Source organism: Actinokineospora lacus (assembly GCF_053813445.1).
In genome coordinates, this window is sequence record NZ_JBQERA010000012.1 from 260,217 (window position 1) to 274,247 (window position 14,031).

13 protein-coding genes and 1 pseudogene are annotated in these 14,031 nt (G+C 70.9%); 10 read left to right on the top strand and 4 right to left on the bottom strand.

The annotated features are described in order from the left end of the window. Positions 1–79: 79 nt before the first annotated feature. The 7 genes from ACTG9Q_RS27165 to ACTG9Q_RS27195 all read left to right on the top strand — a co-directional run bounded on the left by ACTG9Q_RS27165 (position 80) and on the right by ACTG9Q_RS27195 (position 5,110). Positions 80–961 carry an ABC transporter permease gene (locus ACTG9Q_RS27165; RefSeq protein WP_455575771.1) on the top strand — a complete coding sequence of 294 codons (882 nt, stop codon included), beginning with the start codon at positions 80–82 and terminating at the stop codon, positions 959–961. 183 nt (positions 962–1,144) lie between these two features. Further along, positions 1,145–2,221, top strand: a complete 1,077-nt coding sequence (locus ACTG9Q_RS27170) for a J domain-containing protein (protein ID WP_455575744.1) — start codon at positions 1,145–1,147, stop codon at positions 2,219–2,221. A gap of 349 nt (positions 2,222–2,570) precedes the next feature. Further along, entirely contained in the window at positions 2,571–2,720 is a 150-nt protein-coding gene (locus tag ACTG9Q_RS27175; RefSeq protein WP_455575745.1) for a hypothetical protein, read from the top strand. Between the two features lie 327 nt (positions 2,721–3,047). Continuing rightward, positions 3,048–3,233, top strand: coding sequence for a hypothetical protein (locus tag ACTG9Q_RS27180; RefSeq protein ID WP_455575746.1), 186 nt, complete (start codon positions 3,048–3,050; stop codon positions 3,231–3,233). Beyond that, a complete protein-coding gene (locus ACTG9Q_RS27185; RefSeq protein WP_455575747.1) occupies positions 3,230–3,538 on the top strand; it encodes a hypothetical protein in 309 nt (102 codons plus the stop codon). The genes ACTG9Q_RS27180 and ACTG9Q_RS27185 overlap by 4 nt, the downstream gene beginning before the upstream one ends. A gap of 77 nt (positions 3,539–3,615) precedes the next feature. Further along, on the top strand, positions 3,616–3,789 hold the full coding sequence (locus tag ACTG9Q_RS27190) for a hypothetical protein (RefSeq protein WP_455575748.1): 174 nt from the start codon (positions 3,616–3,618) through the stop codon (positions 3,787–3,789). 106 nt (positions 3,790–3,895) lie between these two features. Beyond that, positions 3,896–5,110 (top strand): hypothetical protein, encoded by a 1,215-nt coding sequence (locus tag ACTG9Q_RS27195; protein ID WP_455575749.1) that lies wholly within the window; start codon positions 3,896–3,898, stop codon positions 5,108–5,110. 1,762 nt (positions 5,111–6,872) lie between these two features. Here ACTG9Q_RS27195 and ACTG9Q_RS27200 read toward each other — a convergent pair. Then, a complete protein-coding gene (locus tag ACTG9Q_RS27200; protein WP_455575750.1) occupies positions 6,873–8,021 on the bottom strand; it encodes a DUF3103 family protein in 1,149 nt (382 codons plus the stop codon). Positions 8,022–8,776: 755 nt separating this feature from the next. Here ACTG9Q_RS27200 and ACTG9Q_RS27205 point away from each other — a divergent pair. After that, positions 8,777–9,797 (top strand): annotated as a pseudogene (locus ACTG9Q_RS27205) (IS5 family transposase). 19 nt (positions 9,798–9,816) lie between these two features. On the opposite strand, the gene ACTG9Q_RS27210 reads toward ACTG9Q_RS27205, so the two are convergent. The 3 genes from ACTG9Q_RS27210 to ACTG9Q_RS27220 are packed head-to-tail and all read right to left on the bottom strand — an operon-like array spanning position 9,817 to position 11,218. Further along, positions 9,817–10,581, bottom strand: a complete 765-nt coding sequence (locus ACTG9Q_RS27210) for a hypothetical protein (RefSeq protein WP_455575751.1) — start codon at positions 10,579–10,581, stop codon at positions 9,817–9,819. After that, positions 10,578–10,778, bottom strand: coding sequence for a hypothetical protein (locus tag ACTG9Q_RS27215; RefSeq protein ID WP_455575752.1), 201 nt, complete (start codon positions 10,776–10,778; stop codon positions 10,578–10,580). Before ACTG9Q_RS27215 ends, ACTG9Q_RS27210 begins: the two co-directional genes overlap by 4 nt. Positions 10,779–10,792: 14 nt before the next feature. After that, on the bottom strand, positions 10,793–11,218 hold the full coding sequence (locus tag ACTG9Q_RS27220) for a VOC family protein (RefSeq protein ID WP_455575753.1): 426 nt from the start codon (positions 11,216–11,218) through the stop codon (positions 10,793–10,795). A gap of 149 nt (positions 11,219–11,367) precedes the next feature. Here ACTG9Q_RS27220 and ACTG9Q_RS27225 point away from each other — a divergent pair, with 149 nt between their 5' ends. Then, positions 11,368–12,606: an Rv0361 family membrane protein gene (locus tag ACTG9Q_RS27225; RefSeq protein WP_455575754.1), complete on the top strand. Its 1,239-nt coding sequence runs from the start codon at positions 11,368–11,370 to the stop codon at positions 12,604–12,606. A gap of 13 nt (positions 12,607–12,619) precedes the next feature. Beyond that, entirely contained in the window at positions 12,620–13,789 is a 1,170-nt protein-coding gene (locus ACTG9Q_RS27230) for a TIR domain-containing protein (protein ID WP_455575755.1), read from the top strand. The last annotated feature ends 242 nt before the right edge of the window (positions 13,790–14,031 follow it).

A 14,031-nucleotide genomic window follows, 5' to 3' on the forward strand; every position in this document is an offset into this window, starting at 1 on the left:
CCGCACGGCCTCCAGCGACCGGCGCTCCGGCCGGGAGACGCTGACCACGGTGCACACCGATCCCGAGGCCATCGAGGACATGGTGGCCTCGGCGAGCCGGGAGCACGTCGGGCACGGCAGCGACGGCTCCGTCGACGGGTTCGTCTCGACGAAGACGCTGCCGCTGCGGGTGGAGCTGCTGCGGCAGCTGCGCCGCAGGCGGACCCAGGGGCTGCTCGGCTTCCTGGTGCTGCTGCCGCTGATCCTGTGGGCGGCCTTCGAGTTCGGCTCGGACGAGTCCGGGCGGCGCTCGGGCGGGTTCGTCGACCTGGCCACGGCCAGCGCGCCGAACTTCGTGGTGTTCGTGCTGTTCGCCTCGGGCAGCTTCCTGCTGCCGATGATCGTGGCGCTGTTCTTCGGCGACACGGTGGCCTCGGAGTCCTCGTGGTCGAGCCTGAAGTACCTGCTGTCCATGCCGATCCCCCGGCTGCGGCTGCTGCGGCAGAAGGCGATCACCTCCGGGCTGCTGTCGCTGCTGGCGCTGGTGCTGCTGCCCGCGGTGGCGCTGCTGGTCGGGATGGTCTTCTACGGCGCGGGCGAGGCGGTCAGCCCGACCGGCGACGCCGTGCCGTTCGCCGACTCGCTGCTGGCGATGGTGTTCGCCGTGCTGTACCTCGCGGTGAACCTGATGTGGGTGGCGGCGCTGGCGCTGTTCCTGTCGGTGAGCACCGACGCGCCGCTGGGCGCGGTCGGCGGCGCGGTGCTGGTGTCGATCCTGTCGCAGATCCTCGACCAGATCACCGCCCTCGGCGACCTGCGCGACTACCTGCCGACGCACTACGCCTTCGCCTGGTCGGACCTGATCTCCACCGACATCGACTGGACGCAGATGACCGAGGGCGCCTTCTCCTCGATCTGCTACGCGGCGGTGTTCGGCCTTTTGGCGGCAAGGAGGTTCGCCCGCAAGGACATCACCAGCTAGGTCGTGGTCCCGACCCAGAACCTTCACCGTGTCTCGACACGCCCACGACGCGCCTGGCCGCGTTGCCGCAACACCTCCGAACAACCAGTACGACGCTGTCCCGGCGCCTTGCCAGCCACGCCGTGGACACGCCGATACACGGCCAAGGTTCTGGGTCGGGGCACTAGTGGGATGATCTCGCCCGTGGACGACGTCGACTTCTACGAACTCCTCGGCGTCCCGCGCACCGCCACCGCGGGGGAGATCAAGGCGGCGTACCGGGCGCTGGCGAAGGTCCTGCACCCGGACGCGGGCGGGACAGCGGGCACCTTCCGCCTCCTGACCACCGCCTACGAGACCCTGTCCCACCCGGCGCGGCGGGCCGACTACGACATCGAGTCGGCCCCGCCGCCGCCCCCGCCGGTGCGCGCGCGCCGCCGCATGTTCCGCGACGAGCCCGCCTGGGTGCCGCCCGCCTGCCAGGTGCCGCCCGCGTCGCTGCCGTGGTGGCACCTGACCAAGCACCAGCCGCGCATCGGCTACGTCCGCGCTCCCGGCCACGCCCCGGCGGTGGCCACCATCCTGGCCGCGGTCCTGCTCGCGGTGCCGCCGCTGCTGCCCGGGAACCTGCCCACGGCCGTCCTCATCGTCTGGCTGACCCTCGTGGCCGCCGCCGTGGCCGCCGCGATCCACCTGGCCCGCGCCTACCTCGCCGCCGCGCGCGGGCACCGGGCCGCCCTGGCGGAGTTCGGCGAGCGCACGGTCTTCGGCGTCGCCGACGCCGAGCCCGCGGGCGAGCGCCTGACCGCCGACCTCCTGCAGCGCTACCTCGGCCGCCTGCCCGGCGCCCGGGTCTTCCACGGCCTGTCCCGCCCGGGGTCGGTCTTCGCCGACATCGAACACGCCGTCCTCTGTGGACAGCGCCTGGTCCTGGTGGAGTCGAAGCTGTGGCTGCCGGGCCACTACGAGTTCGACGACGACGGCGCGCTCTGGCGCAACGGCCACCCCTTCCGCGGCGGGGAGACCTCCCTGCCCGACGCCGTGGCCGCCTTCACCGACCTGCTGCCCGGCGTCGAGATCCGCGGCGCGCTCATCCTCTACCCCAACCGCCGCGGCCCCCTGACCACCGACGACACCCCCGCCCGCGGCGTCTCCCCGGTGGACCCGGACACCTTCGTCCACGAGGTCGGCGCCTGGCTGGCCGCCGACTGCGGCCACGTCGACCACCACCTGCTCCGCGCCGTCCGCGCCCGCGTCGTCACCACCTCCGACGCGGCCTGACCCGCTGGCCGACCGATCGCAGGCCAGTCCGGTCGCAGACGGCACGGCCGGATACGCCCGAATACAACACCGGTATGAGGACGATCCCGCCGCACCGCCAGCGACCGGACTGATCACGACTCTGCCGCCCCTCACATCTGAAACACGGCCTAGTCTTGCGGGCATGCCCTGCCCGTCATGCGCCGAACCACGGCAAGCAGTAGCCGGGTCCCCGCCTGCCGACAGCGTGGGCGGGCACCTGCTCGCTGCTCATCGGCTGCGCGAGTGCGGGCGAACAGACCTGGCGACGGCTGTGCTGACGTGTCCTTCGCTGGCACAGGCGAGTGGAACGAGCCGGATCTTGGTCTCGGTGCGGCTGGCCGAGTTGCACGTCGAGCGCGGTGACCCGACGCGGGCGCGTCTGCTGCTGGCCGCGTGCCTGGACGGGGCCGAGGACCTGGAGGATCGGGCGGCCGTCTCCGCCGCTATCCGCGCTTTGCCGAACGGGTCGTCCGACTGACCAAGAGCAGGGTCACCGCGACTTTGGCCGTGCCGTTGTGGCGGACGCCGAAACCGGTTGAGCAGACGCGGTGCCGCTGACGGTCACTGCGACGCCGTCCACGGCCGTGGCCACCCGTGCCTCCCGGGCACTCGCCACCAGGCCGCTGCCGCTCGGCTTTGTCCTCGACGTGATCCTCGTCGCAGCGCGCGGTATGGATCTCGGCGACTGCGCTGGTCAGCGGCGGCGGGCCAGGTGGCAGGACCACGCGCGTGGCCTTCCGCGTGATCCACACTTCGGGCGGCCACCGTATTCGCGGGGGCCATGACCCCGACCGTGGAGAGTCCCTTGCGAATCAAGGCCCTCGTCTTCTCCCTGCTCGCGCTCGCCTCGCTGGCCGCGGCACCCCGTGCTGCCGCGGCAGGCGAATGGATCACGTACGCCTCGGCCAAGGGAGCGCAGGTGCACGAGTTCCAGGGAACGCGGACCGCCTCGGGCCGCTGCGAGATCCCCGTGACGCTCACGCTGGGGTGAATGAGACCGTGGTCAGCGCCGAGGAGGTCTCACACCATCCCGCTTCCTGCCGCAGCCGGGTGGCCCTGCGCCGCGAGATCACCGCCGAGCCCTCGGCGGGTGCGGACAGGGAGAGTGCGGACACCGAGCTCGCGGGGCCCCAGGTCTCGACCGCCGCCGTACGCCACTCCTCCGCGCAGATGCGTTCCTGGCTGGAGGACCCGATCATGCTGGAGGTCAATGCGGTGACCAACCGGATCAGCTGGGGCTGGTCGGGCTCGGGCTGCGTCACGCCCGGCACGGGGGCAAGACCTACGAATGGCTGACCGCGAGCGGCTGGGACCTGGTCACCAGCAGCTGGCAGAACACCTACACCTGCTCCAGCCAGCTCTCCAGCTCCACAGTGCACTTCCTCAACGATGTCTTCTGCGCGGGCACGGACACGAACGCCCGCTACAAGCCGAACGTCGTTCGCGGCTTCAACGACGGCACCTTCTCCGGCTCCTACGTCATCACGAAGGACGGCAACTGCGAGGGCCTCCTCTCGCGCCACTCGGAACTGCGACGCACATCGTGAGGCCGGGTCCACCCGGAATCCCAGGTTGTGAAACTCGAAAAGAACCGGGGTCCACCGCCACCGCGTATCCACGGTCACAAAGGACCGAACAATCGCGGGAGCGGATATGACCGACAAGATGGGGCGTCGACCAGCACTGGTCGCCGCGTCGACGATGTGTGCGGCAGCACTGTGGGCCTTGGTCCCCATCGGCGTGGCGGAAGCCCTGCCCACCGGTTCGGTCTGGGTCGACGGGGACACCCTCACCTTCCGGGCGGCCACGGGCACGGAGAACCGGGTGCGGGTGAGCAAGGCGGGCACAGACCTGGTGGTCCTGGACGTCGTGCCGATGGCACCGGGGACGGGGTGCCGCACGGTCACCGCGTACAAGATCGCCTGTGCGGCGAGCACGATCACCGGCATCGACGTGGACCTGGGTTCCCTGGATGACGACTTCGCCATCTCCGCGCCCGGTCTGGGCGGGGCGGTCATCGGGTCGACGGGCAACGACTTCTTCAGCGTCGAGGGTGACTACTTCTCCGGCGGCCGGACGTCCGTCGTCTACCTGGGCGGCGCGGGACACGACCGGATCAGCTACGCGCTGTCCCCCGTCGGCGTCGAGGTGAGCAAGGGCGCGGGCCGGGGCGACGGCAGGCGGGTCTCCGAGATCGATCCGATCGGTTGCCACTACACGAGGGACGAGTGGAAGACGCCGGTGGACGGCGACGATGTCCGCGATGACATCGAGGAGATCCAGGGCAGCGACCACGGCGACATCATCGAGGGATCGCGGTCGGCCTACAACGGTGACCACCTCGCCGGTGGCGGCGGGCGGGACTGCCTGCTCGGCCATGACGGCAACGACCGCTTCCTCGAGGGATCAGGCGCCAACGGCTCGGACGGCCTTGAGGGCGGCAAGGGCTACGACACCGTCGACTACTCCAAGCGAACCCTCAAGGTGCGGGGCTGGTTCTCCAACTACCCCAAGAACCAGTACACCGGTGAAGTGGGCGAGAGCGACGCGCCCTACTCGATCGAACGCCTCTACGGCGGCTCTGGCCCGGACAACATAACCTTCGGCATGGGCCCGGTGGAGATCCACGGCGGTCCCGGAGACGACGACCTGAACGTCCTCGGCTACTACAACGCCAACTACGGCCGCTTCACTGACACCAATGACCGCCTCTTCGGCGGCGACGGCACCGACCACCTGATCGGCGGCGGGGGCGATGACCACCTCGACGGCGGTCCGGCAGCCGATATCCTGGAGTGCGGCCTGGGCACCGACTCCGCCGTCCGCACCCCGGGAGACGACCTTTCCCGGTGCGAGACCATCTCCTGACTCGCGCCCGCAGTGCCCGTCCCTGACAAGGGCGCTGTTGGCGAATCCGTCCCGCCGTCAGGCGGCGGGACGGAGGGCTGCGAAGTGGGAGGGGCGAACTGCAACACGACACCAGCGTCGACGGCCCGGCAACACCGCAGGCCGTCCGTGCGCGGAGAACAACCCGGCGAACTCGGCCTCATCGAACAACGAGCACAGCACATCCCGCACCCGCATCACCAGACACCCCTTCGGGAACTCCACCCTGGCCGGCTTCGCTGTCTCCGCCGGACCCCACCCCTACCAGCCGGACGCAACACCCCGTACTTCCCACGCTGTCGTGCCCCGCATGACCCGATGATCATGCGGGCCAGCGAACCCTCGCAGGTGTAGGCACCTCAGGTTCCCGTCGTGACGGCGACGGAGACCCCGCGTGTGCCGAGGTGAGTGGGCGCAAGCGGGTCCGGCTGGGCCGTGGCGCACGGCGAAGGGCCGCAGAGCAGCAGCGGAGGAAGCCGCGGCCGGCGCCGCGACGAGCAGGAACGCCCGCAGGCACATCGCCGGGGCGAGCGCGAAGCCGAGCGAGGACCCGGCCACGCCTTCTCGCCTTTCCTCTGCTGCGAGTAGCGGGATCAGGGCTGGCGCGGTTCCGTCGCCAGCGGATCAGGGGTAGGAGCCGCTGCGGCAGACCACGGTCCAGGTGAGCGGGGCGGTCCCCGCGGGTTCACATGCGCTCGTTCTGGTTGCCCGCGGCAGCCGCATAGACCGCCCCGGCGTTGATCGAGGCGCGGACGGCGCTTCGTGGACGCTGGACCCAGATTCATGTTCGCCACCGCGGACTTGACGTGATTGAGGGTCGCCCAGTCGATGCCCTGGAAACAGGTCGCTGTTGGTGCCGCCCGAGCAGACGAGCACCCGGACGGAGACCGGTCGGGTGCTCTTGGCGACGCCGTACTCCTCGCCGCCGACAGTGCCCGCGACGTGGGTCCCGCGCCCGGTGCAGTCTCGGTCCCCGCGGGGTCCACCGCGTCGATGCGAGCGTGGCCCGGCCTTGGAAGGTCTGGTGGGTGAGACGGATGCCGCTGTCGATGATGTAGGCGTGGACGCCACTGCTCTCGGCGTCGTAGGTGTACAGGGTCGTCGGTCGGGGCTGGAGCGCTCGTCGATCCGGTCGAGTCCCCGGACAGCGGCGCGAACCGGCCCTTGGACGAATGGCTCGACGACCTGATCCCTGCTCGACGTAGTCGACCGCGGGATCGGCCGCCAGCCGCCGGGCGTTGGTGTCGTCCATGCGCACCGAGAACGCGAGTACGGCGGGAGTGCGCACTTTCCCTGTCAACAAGTCAGCACCCTTGCTGGAAACAGACGCTGAGTCCATTATAGATGATTCAAGAGCCTCGCCAATTCGATGGACACATCATGGCGAACCACGGTGGCATCTCGCTTCACCATCATGCCTCCACCGCACGGCGACGTAGGTCACCGAAAGACCGGCGGGCGCGGCCTTCAACGACGCGCTCGGCCTGCTGCCGGTCCGGGCGGTCACAGGACCCGCGCGCGGGATCTGATGGCCACGCCCGGTCGGTCCACTTGGCCGTGGAGCTGATCACCAGCGCCGTCTACGTCCGCGAGGCCGCTGGTCTGCCGATCCGGCCGACCAACGGCCCCTGCGGACCGACCACGGGATCGGCGCGGTCCTGCTCGGGTAGCCGACGTCCTGGCCACCGCGCACCTACCGACCCGGGTATGGCGGACCACAATGGACCGCCATACCCTCATGTCGCTAAAGCTCGTCCACGACGAACGGGACGACCTCCATCCAGCCGTTGCCGCTGGCGCCGTTGAGGCGGCCGTTGGACTGCTTCTGGATGGTGTACCACTGCTCGACGTGGTCGGGGTCGTCGGTCCACCACTTGCCGGGAATGGCCTGGATGATGCCCTCGACCACCGGGACATAGGCGGCGTACTTCTTGGACATGGCCCCGAGGGCCGTGTTCAGCGCGCTGGCGAGCTTCTGGTAGTTGGTGTCGCCGTCGTCCTCCATCATCACCGCGTCGGCGGCGTTGAACTTGTACTGGTTCCACCAGATGAGGATCTGGTTCGGGTAGTAGGTCTTCTTCTCGGTGTTGAGGTAGGGCATCTTGACGACCGTCGCGATCACCGTGTCGTCCTTCGTCGGGTCCGGGTTCTTCTTGATCCCGCCGACGATGGTGAAGATCTCGGAGTCGCCCTTGAACCACGGTTCGCGGTCGTTGCTGACCCGAACGGCGGTGATCTTGGTGGTGTCCACGGACGCTGCGGTGGTGGGGGCGGACGACACGGCGGCCCGGCCCGACAGCGCCAGAGTCTGGTTGATCAGCGTGGAGCCCGCGTCCAGTGCCTTGCGGACGTCGATGTCCACCACCAGCACCGGCAGGCTCGGGACAGTGCCCGTGGCCAGGGTGTGCACGCGGCCCGAGGTGTCGTAGGCGGTGACGCCGGTGGGGGTGTCGTCGTCGGCGGGGACGGCCACCAGCGGCTCGGCACCCGCCTTGAGCGCGGCGGACATCGCCGGGTCGGCGAGGCGCACGGTGAGCAGGTCCCCGGTGGCAGACGGAAGCCCCTTGGCTGCCAGCACCTTGGTGTTGGCGTCGACCACCGCCGCGCGCAGGTCGGCCGGGGCGGCGGACCCGGCGACGGCCTCCAGGTCCAGTGCCCGCCCGGAGGCGACCGCGTCCACGAGGGCCATGCGCCACCGCTGGGTGCCCAGCGACAGCGCGGTCTGGCGGGCCACGGTGTCCTGGATGGCGTGGGTGGTGACGGCGTCCTCGGCCTGGACCGAGTTCTGGGCGCTGCCCAGTGGGGCAGTGGTGAGGACCGCGGCCGCCGAGAGCGTCGTGGCGATTCCCGCCAGCACCACCTTGCGCCGGGCACGTGTTCCGTTCTGGAGCATCCGGAGCTTCCCCTTGTCTCTCTCCTGCGTGGTCTGCGAGGACCACTACCAGGCAGTACGGGAAGCTCGGGACCGTGGTTCGGTATTTCCCAATAGTGCTCTGCGGTGAACCATCTCCCCCTCGGCCACCGTATTCGCGGGCGAGCCGCACCACAGAAGACAGGCGAGCCGGACTGGCGGTACCAGGTCCGGCGACGGCGCAGGGCGGTCAGCGGCGTCGGTGACGCCGCCGGGCGGATGAACTCAACGAACGACCTCACTGTGGTTGAGGCCCAAGCAATTCCGCGCCATCGCCACCCGCTACGACAAGACCACCACCTCCTACCGAGGCATGCTCGACCTGGCCACCCTCGCACTCTGGCTTTGCGGACAGGCCCTAGTAGGGCTTCGTTAGGTCGCTCCGACCTGCGGAGATGCGACGGCCTGCCGGGCAACGCCGAGAGACGTCTCCGCGCATCGCCCCAGGTCATGGCCTCAACGTCAGCGCCCGACGGCCGGTGGTGTCGCTTCTGGCTCCGACCTAACGAAGCCCTACTAGCGCCCCGACCCAGAACCTTGGCCGGGTGTCGGCGTGGCTGGCAAGGCGCCGGGGCGTCGTCGTACTGGTTGTTCGGAGGTGTTGCGGCAACGCGGCCAGGCGCGTCGTGGGCGTGTCGAGACACGGTGAAGGTGCTGGGTCGGGGCACTAGGAGCTGTTTGGAGTTCGGATCTAGGTGGTCCGGTGGTGTGTTGTTGGGGCTGGTAGAACTCGGGGTGTGGCGCGTTTTGATCTGACCGATGCCGAGTGGGCGCTGATCGAGCCGCACGTGCCGGTGGCGGCCACCGGGCCGTTGCCGCGGCGGGTGCGGGAGCAGTTCAACGGGGTCCTGTGGCGGTTCCGCACCGGGTCGGGCTGGCGTGATGTGCCCGAACGGTACGGGCCCTGGTCCACCGTCTACTCCCGGTTCAACGCCTGGGTGAAGGCCGGGGTGTTCCAGGCGTTGATGGAGGCGCTGATCGCCGAGGCCGCCTCCCGCGGGCAGGTCGGGCTGGAATTGGTCGGTGTGGATTCCACGATCGTGCGGGCGCATCACGAATCGGCCGGGCTGGCAATCGCGGGGGAGACCCTCGACGCGCTGGAACAGGCGCTGACCGAGAAAAAGGGGCTCCCTTGTCCACGCAGCGGCGGGTGCTGCGGGTGATCCGGCGCGGTCAGCGCCGAACACCGCCGAGGCGGGCACGTCTGCCGATCGGGATCGTGCCGCCCTCCGGCGCCGTCGGAGGGCGCGGGCGAAGGCGGCCGGGCTCGGCCGGTCCCGAGGCGGGCTGAGCAGCAAGATCCACGCCGCGGTCGACGCCGCCGGGCTTCCGCTGGCCTTCGTGCTCACACCTGGCCAGGCCGCGGACAGCCCGCAATTTCAGACCGTGCTCGACCTGGTCCGGGTTCCCGGCCCGTCCGGACGGCTCCGCACCCGTCCGGACGCGGTGGCCGCGGACAAGGCGTACTCCTCCAAGGCCAACCGGGCTTATCTGCGTCGCCGCCGGATCACGGCGGTGATCCCGGAGAAGGCCGACCAACAGACCAACCGGAGGAAGAAGGGCTCCGCCGGAGGGCGGCCGGTGTCGTTCGATCCCGTGCGCTACAGGCGACGCAACACCGTCGAGCGCTGCTTTCAGAAGATCAAGACATGGCGTGGCCTGGCCACCCGCTACGACAAATCACCGGAAAGCTACGAGGCCGGACTGCATCTACGAGGAGCGATCATATGGCTGAAAACCCTGACCTCAACCACATGATCCCAACCCCAAAAAGCTCCTAGAACCGGCCCGCCAGCCCGACCTCGACCGCCCGGCGCGCCACTCGTTCCCGGTCGGCATCGGGCAGGCGGGCGACCTCGGCCTCCACCCGCTTCAGGCCCGCGGCGTCCAGGTGCGCCAGCACGGCGAAGAGGTCGGCGGCGAACGGCTCCTCGGCGGCGACGGCCACCGCGACCACCTCCGGCACCAGCGCGTCGGGCACCAGCGCGAAGATCTCGGCGAAGCGCGAGTCGTCGTCGCTGAACACCGCCGTGTGCAGCATGTCCTCCACCGACAGCTCCCCGACCAGCACCCGCAGGGCCGGGCCGGGCAGCTCACCGAGGAAGCGGCCCATGGTCACGTGGTCCCCGCGCCTGGCCAGCTCCGCGGCGACGGCGCGCATCCGGTCCACCGGCAGCGCCGCCAGGATCGGCGCGACCCGGCGCGGGTCGAGGTCGGCTGCGACGTCGGCCAGGAAGTCGGCCGGGACCCGGCCCGCCAGCTCGACGGCGCGCTCGGGCTCGAGCACCCCGGCCACCCGCGCGCACAGCAGCGGCCCGAACGCCCGCTGGGCGATCACCGCCGTCACCGCGTTCGGCACCAGCCTGCTGGCCGCCGCGATCCGCTCGAAGACCGCGCCGTTGGCCCCGAACAGCACGTCGGTCGCCCGCTCCCGGACCGCCCGGACGTCGGCGGCGGGCAGGTCGGCCAGGTACGCGAACCGCGACGGCGGGGCCTCCAGCAGGCGGGCCAGCTTGATGATCTCGGCCCGGGTGCCGCTCACAGGCCGAGCACCTTCCGCACCAGGGGCCGGATGAGCCGGGGCACCTGGCTGAGCGACTCCTCGGTCGCGGCCACCAGGTGCTCGGTCTGCCTGCGCCGGGCCTCGCGCAGCGCGGCGGCGAGATCGTCGGCCGCCTCGGCGGGCAGCGCCTCGACCGAGTCGGGCAGCGGCGCCCGGAACTGCCTGCGCAACTCCATCAACCGATCCTATTTCACTGGACGCAGAACTCGTTGCCCTCCGGGTCCCGCAGGATCATGCACCGACCGGTCTGGTCGTGCTGTTCCCTCAGGACCGCGGCCCCGGCGGCGACCAGCGTGCCGACGTGGACGAGCACGCGGTCCCAGCGGGCGTCGTCGTGCTCGCCGCCGACGTTGACGTCGAGGTGCACGCGGTTCTTCGCCGTCTTGCCCTCGGGAACCCGCTGGAACAGCAGGCGCGGGCGGACCCCCTCGGGGTCGACGACGGCGGCCAGGTCGTCCCACCGCTCGCGGGGCAGGGCGATCCGCTCGGCGAACTCCGCCCAGCTGCCGAACCCGGCGGGCGGCGGTTGCCGCTGGTAACCGAGAGCGACGGCCCAGAAGTCGGCCAGGCCCGCCGGATCGGCTGCGTCGAAGGTCACCTGAAAGTCGAGCGCCATGTCAGTAACACCTCCAGCCAGCGACCTTACGACCACAGACCGACAAATCGGGAACTCACCAGGGTCATTGGTCCCTTCCGGTTACCCCGCCCTTTACATAGCGTCGCGGGCACCTCGATATGTACTGCCAGTGAACGCGAGTCGCCCGCATGCACGTTTTCCTCAGCTACGCCCGCCGGGATCAAGCCTCGATCACCCAGCTGCGGGCTGATTTCGAGCGACTCGGTCACCCTGTGTGGTACGACCGTGACAGCCATGGTGGGCAGCAGTGGTGGGACCAGGTGCTGCGCCGCGTCCGCGAGTGCCGGGCCCTGGTGTTCGCCCTGTCGCCGGACTCGCTGCGCTCGGCGGCCTGCCTGGCCGAGCTGCGCTACGCCATCGCCCTGCGCAGGCCCGTGCTGGCGGTGCGGGTGCGCCCGGTGGACAGCGAGGCGCTGCCGCCCGAGCTGCGCCGCGGCGAGGTGGTCGAGTACGTCGACCGCACCCCGGAGTCGGTGATCTCCCTGCTCAAGGCGTTCAACGCGCTGCCGATGGCCAAGCCGCTGACCGGCAGGCTGCCCGCCCCGCCGGAGATCCCCGCCACCTACCTCGACGCCTACCTGGCCCGCATCGACGCCGACGACCTCGCCCCGGCCGAGCAGGTCGAGCTGCTGATCCAGCTCGCCACCCGCCTGAACGACCCGCACGAACGCCCGGCCGTGTGGGAGCTGCTGGTGCGGATGCGGGCGCGACCCGAGCTGAGCGAGCAGGTCGCGGCCGAGATGGAGCACCTGCTCGGGCCGGGCTGGCAGCCGGACCCGCGCGGGCGCTTCGACGCCCGCTACTGGGACGGCCAGAGCTGGACGACGCTGGTCCGCCAGGGCGGGCGGGAGTTCAACGACCGCAACTCGCCGCCGTCGTCCTCGGCGCACCTGCAGACCGCGCTGGAGGACACCGGCACCCACGAGCTGCCCTTGGCGGGCGGCAGGCACGCCGACCCCGAGCAGCGACCGCGCCGGGGCCTGCCCCTGCTCGTCGGCGCCGGGGTGCTGGTGCTGGCCTGCGGGGTCACCGGCGGGGTCCTCCTGTTCGGCGCCGGTCCAGACCAGGGGGCGGCGATCCAGGTCGCCCGCAAGTTCGTCGACGCGGTCAACACCCGCGACGAGGCGGCGCTGCGGCAGTTCGTGTGCGACCGGGACGGCACCGAGGACTCCCACCTCTACCGGGGCTTCCTGGAGACGGCCAACGTCACACTCGAAAGCGTGGACGTGTCCGGGTCAGACCCCCGGTTCACCGTGCTCGCGGCGCGCACGATAGGCAACTCGTCGGTAAAGTTGAACATCCCGCTCACCGAAGAGGACGGCGAGTGGCGGGTGTGCGACATCAGCAAGGCGCTGTCGGGGCGCTGATTGCGGAGTGAACATGCACGTGTTCGTCTGCCACGCGGCACCGGATCGGGACGCCGCGGCCCGGTTGCGCGCTGATCTGGCGCAGACCGGCAGGCAGGTAGCGCTGGACAGAGGCGAGCCCAACGGTCCCCAGTGGTGGGACACCGTGCTCGCCCGCATCCGGGGCTGCGCGGTCTTCGTGTTCGTCGTCTCGCCGGAGTCGGCGCGCTCGCCGGGCTGCCTGGCCGAGTTGCGCTACGCGGCCGCCATCGGCAAGCCGCTGGCCGCGGCGCGGCCACGGCCGGGGCCGCTGCCCGCGGAGCTGGCCGACGCCGCGGTGATCGACCTCGGGGGCGCCACCGCCGAGCGCGTCTCGCGCCTGCGCGCCGTGCTCGACGCCATCCCCGACCCCGGCCCGCTGCCGCAGCCGCTGCCGCCGGAGCCCCCCGTGCCGTACCTGGACGTGTACCGGACGCGGCTGGAGGAGCAGTCCCTCGACCAGCAGTCCCAGCTGTCGATCATGACCGACCTGCGCTCCCGCCTCCTCGACCCGGCCCAGCGCGCCGCGGCGTGGGGCCTGCTGGTCCGCCTGCGCGAGCGCGAGGACATCGCGGGCCCGGTGGCGGCCACGCTGGAGGCCGTCCTGGCCCCCGGCTGGCAGCCCGACCCCGAGCGCCGCGTCGACCGCCGCTACTGGGACGGCCAGGCCTGGACCACCCTGGTCCGCCACGAGGGCCGCGAGTTCAACGAACGCCGCGTGCCGCCGCCGGAGGCCACCTGGTCGGGAAGGCCGGTCCAGCAGCCCGCCGGGCGCGCGGCGCGGCCCCCACGCAACCGCAAGTGGCTGCTGATCGCCGCGGCCGCCGCCGCCGTGGTGGTCGCGGTGGGCGTCGCGCTGACGGTGCTCCTTCCCCAGATCACCGACTCCGACGACGACCCCGTGCTGACCGCCAGGACCTTTGTGGACGCCGTGAACGTGGCCGACGTCGCCACGCTGCGGGCCGTGACCTGCGAACGCAGGCGCCCCAACGCCTCGGACCTGTTCCTCGGCGGCGGCTTCCGCCTGACCCTGGAACGCGTGCAGGCCGACGCCCAGCCGCCGACGTTCACCGTCCTGGCCACCGACACCCGCAGCGGCTCGGTGGACAGGCGCACGTTCCCCCTGGTCCGCGAGTCGGGCAACTGGCTGGTGTGCGCTCCCTAGCCTGGTGGAGCGGACTGGGTCGTGTTCCAGGGGTGGGCGTGATCAGTCCGCCCGCAGGCGGTGCGGACGGATCGCCCTCGTATCGGTGTTGTATTCGGGCGTATCCGACCCGCCAGCGGGCGGACAGGCCCTAGATGATTAATGCGTAAGTCGGTCAGTGGTCGTAGGCGGTCAGGGATCGGGTGATGGGTTGTCCGGTGGTGCGGTTGTGCCAGATGGCGGCGGTCAGGGCGAGGAGTCGT